Origin of the sequence: Bacillus sp. AFS001701 (assembly GCF_002559405.1) — a bacterium.
Lineage (GTDB): Bacteria > Bacillota > Bacilli > Bacillales > Bacillaceae_G > Gottfriedia.
Genome location: NZ_NTZO01000605.1, coordinates 1 through 3925 on the forward strand (window position 1 = coordinate 1; position 3925 = coordinate 3925).

At 31.9% G+C, this 3925-nt stretch carries 2 protein-coding genes and 1 pseudogene; all 3 read right to left on the minus strand.

What is annotated here, in order from left to right:
• A pseudogene (locus tag CN514_RS23930) lies at positions 1-572 on the minus strand (hypothetical protein); the annotation flags it as partial.
• Between the two features lie 2 nt (positions 573-574).
• Positions 575-1363 carry an ABC transporter ATP-binding protein gene (locus CN514_RS23935; protein WP_098234715.1) on the minus strand — a complete coding sequence of 263 codons (789 nt, stop codon included), beginning with the start codon at positions 1361-1363 and terminating at the stop codon, positions 575-577.
• Between the two features lie 251 nt (positions 1364-1614).
• Complete coding sequence (locus tag CN514_RS23940; protein ID WP_098234714.1) at positions 1615-3732, minus strand: HelD family protein; 2118 nt, start codon at positions 3730-3732, stop codon at positions 1615-1617.
• Positions 3733-3925 lie beyond the last annotated feature (193 nt).

Sequence of the window (3925 nt, forward strand, 5' to 3'; positions counted from 1 at the left end):
AAATAATAGATAATCGACGTTAAAACAACTATAAATAAATTGACGAGAAGTAGCTCTACAATCGCCAAAATTAAGAATAAAAATCCATGTCTAAATGTCCCAACTATTACTGGCAAAGCTGTAATTGATGTCGTTATTAATAAAAGATAGATTGATATGTGTACCATTTTAGCTGCAGTAATCGTCTTTTTTCCAATTGGTTTTGTATGAAGAATCCCTTTATCTTTTACATCAAGTAAGACATTTGAAAAATCCGAGATCATTGATGTCATAATGAGGAACATAATAATGCCAAAAAAAGCGCTCATCTCATATACATAACTTTTTCCAAAAAGCACTAATGGAATGAGCATCAGACTAAGTAAAGCATACACTCCTAATGATTTTGTGATTCCATTTTCTTCGTCTTTCTTTGTTTTTTTGTTGTTTTGATTAAAAATGGTCGGTGTCCTACGACTATCCATTGTTAATTTAACTGCTAAAATCTTTCGCATGATTGGATATTCAACACCAAATAGTTCAAATAGCGGTCGAAAAAAATCTAAGATTTTTAACATAGGGAAATCCTTCATCGTTATCCCCCTTTAACAATGGAAACAAATTCCTCAGCTAAAGCTTGATGTTCATTAAACCCGGTAAGCTGATTGAAAATCTGTTCCAATGATCCTTCTTCATTTTGCTCCTTTAATTCTTTAAAACTACCATCTGCTACGATTTTACCATCATTGATCAAAATAATTCGATTACTTATTTTCTCTACTACATCCATAATATGTGATGAATAAAAAATCGTTTTTCCATTAGCAGCTAAAATGTCTAGAATTTCTTTAAATACCATTACGCTATTTGCATCAAGCCCACTAAGTGGCTCATCTAAAAACAATAGATCAGGATTATGTATTAAACTTGAAATGATTAGGACTTTTTGCCTCATTCCCTTTGAAAAAGAAGCAATTCGCGATAAGTAAACTTCTTCCAAACCAAATACCTTCATTAACTTCATAGCCTTCTCATCAGCTTCATCAAAATCCATTCCGTATAACTCGCCAACGAATGTTAAATACTCTCTAGCTGTAAGATTATCGTATAGTTCGGCAATTTCTGGTACATACCCAATTTTCTTCTTGTATTCAACATTCTGATCTGAAATTTCTTCCCCAAAGATCTCAACATTCCCAGAGTAATTTCCTTCTAGTCCTAATAAAATTTTTATAGTCGTACTTTTACCTGCTCCATTTGGTCCAATATAACCAATAATTTGTCCCCGTTGAACAGTTAAATCAATGCCTTTTAACACCGATTTTGCACCATAGTCCTTTTTTAAATCCTTTAAACACAATACGACTTCTTGTTTTGTCTCGATGATGATCACCTACTTTTTATTTATTACTTCAATATTAATAGACTACTAATCTTGTTGAAATGAGCAAGATTTACCATATTTAAGGAAATTATTTATCAAAAAAAGAAGAATTTTCTGTCTGTTTTAAATTAAAAATGTGTCTAGAGTTTTAGAAAGTTCATTCGAGTCAATACAAAAAAGCATCGATCTGTAAAATCGATGCTCTTTTGTAAATTTGTATTAAACTTTGAGTTAAAAAATTAACATTGTATTCAATCGGTCTGAAGTGGTGATTTTCCAATCAGTGGTGATTTGTTTCCAGAATATAATACGATCAAATTGTGAAGTGCTCGAGTACATCCAACATATAGTAACTTTGCGTCTTGTTTCGTTTCCTCATAATGCACATCATCTACATCAACAAGAAGTACAGCATCAAATTCAAGTCCTTTAGAAAGATACACCGGTACTACTGAAATTCCACCTTCGTATTTTCTCTCTTTTGAATGAATAAAGGATACTTCTTCTCCAGCTGCAGATAATTCACTATGTAAAATTGCACACTCATCCTCAGTACGGCCAATAATCGCAATTGTATCCATTTTATCCTTTTTTAATTGATGGATGGAATTAATGATTACTTGAATTCGATTTGTATGATCTACTTCTTGTATTTTAACTTGTTCTCCACTTCGAAATACTGGATTTGCTAAGCTAACTGGTATATTTGCTTTTTTTATTATCTCATTCGCAAAATGAATGATTTCCATTGTAGAACGATAGCTTCTATTTAACTCGTAATAGGTTACTTCTTTTTCATTGAATACCTCTAAAAATTCATCCCAAGTATTAATCCCTTGATATTCGTGAATAGCTTGGGATAAATCGCCGAGAATGGTGAATGAATTTCCAAGCGTCATTTTATTTAATAATGCAATTTGGAAAGGTGAAAAATCCTGCGCTTCGTCTACTATTACATGATGGAACTTTTGCTTTGACTCAATTCCAAAAAGACGATTGTGAATATAGACTAGCGGAGCCAAATCCTCCTGATCCATCTCTTTCTTTTTACAATTTATAGATGTAGATTTAATAATATCTGCTGGTATTTCGTCTACAATAGAAGCATCCTTTGTTGTAGTGAATAGAGATTTATAGAAAGAAAGTGCAGTATGCTTTGGCCATTGTTTCATATAAGAATTTAAATATTGAGTAGCTTTTTTCTTTTTCTCTTTTCTTCTATTCGTTTCTTCTATAACCTTTAGCTCATTATCAATCCATTTCTTAAGCCTTGCAACAATGCGTTCTCTCCGTTTAGCAAGTGGATAATGTTTATATTCAATACTATACCAATGTTTAAGTGTTTCTATATCAATCATTTTCTTTTTCCAAGGTTTGAAATCTTTTTCAGGAACAGCTGAGGCTTCATACATATCCATGCAACGATCAATATATGACATAAAATGAGTTGAGCCTTTCCATTTACCTGGACTATTATGATTGATTTCAAGACGGTTAGCCCTAGTTGCAAACCATTTATTTAGGTTTTCTGAAGAATCCTTTAGTTTGACTTCATGGTCGAGGTTATTTAATGCCCAATCAGAAAATGTTGTTTGTTGAATGCCACCTACACCCAATTCTGGAAGAACGTTTGAAATATAATCTAGAAACATATTATTAGGTGCAAAAATAATCATTTTATCTGCCCTTAATGTTTCACGGTATTGATAAATCAGAAATGCAAGTCGATGAAGAGCAACAGTTGTTTTTCCACTTCCTGCTACTCCTTGAATGACTAAAGGAGTATTTTTGGATGAACGAATAATATCATTTTGTTCAGATTGAATAGTAGATACAATATCTTTCAAGCGATTATCTTTGTTCTCACTTAATCGATATAAAAGAAAATCATCAGTAGTTGATACATCTTGATCACCTTTTACATATGTATCTACAACACGTTGGAGATTTTTTTTGCGGATTACTATATTACGTTTTAAATAGATTATCCCTTCGATAATCCCTTCTGGAGATTCGTAATAGGCAGGATCGTCGCCTCCTGTAAACGAATAAAACATACTTGCAATTGGAGCACGCCAATCAATTATCAATGGATTTTCTGTAGCTTGTTCTGATATTCCTACTTTTCCTATGTAAACTGGTACCGAATCTTTATGCTCCTCTTGAAAATCCATTCTTCCAAAATATGGTTCGTTTTTAGCTAAGCGAAGATTCCTTCGATTTGTATCTCGAATTCCTTCAAGTACTTGTTCGGTTACATCACTTCCAGTATAAACGGGAATCCCTTCAAGTTTCGTTAGCTGCCTTTCCATTTCATTTAAAATTGTGTTTAAATATAGAAGTTCTTCTTCGAATTGTTGTGTCGTCATTTTTCAAACCTCCCTATATTAAATAAATAGCCGAATTTTCAGACGGAAAAATATTGTACCAAGAAGCTTATTGAAAAGTAAAGAGATTTTAAAAAGAAAATAAAATATTTATGAATTTTAAAATTAAGTATTTTGTTTTTTACTTTAGAGAACTAACTAAGTAAATTTTATCTGAATATAAGTTTAAAGATAC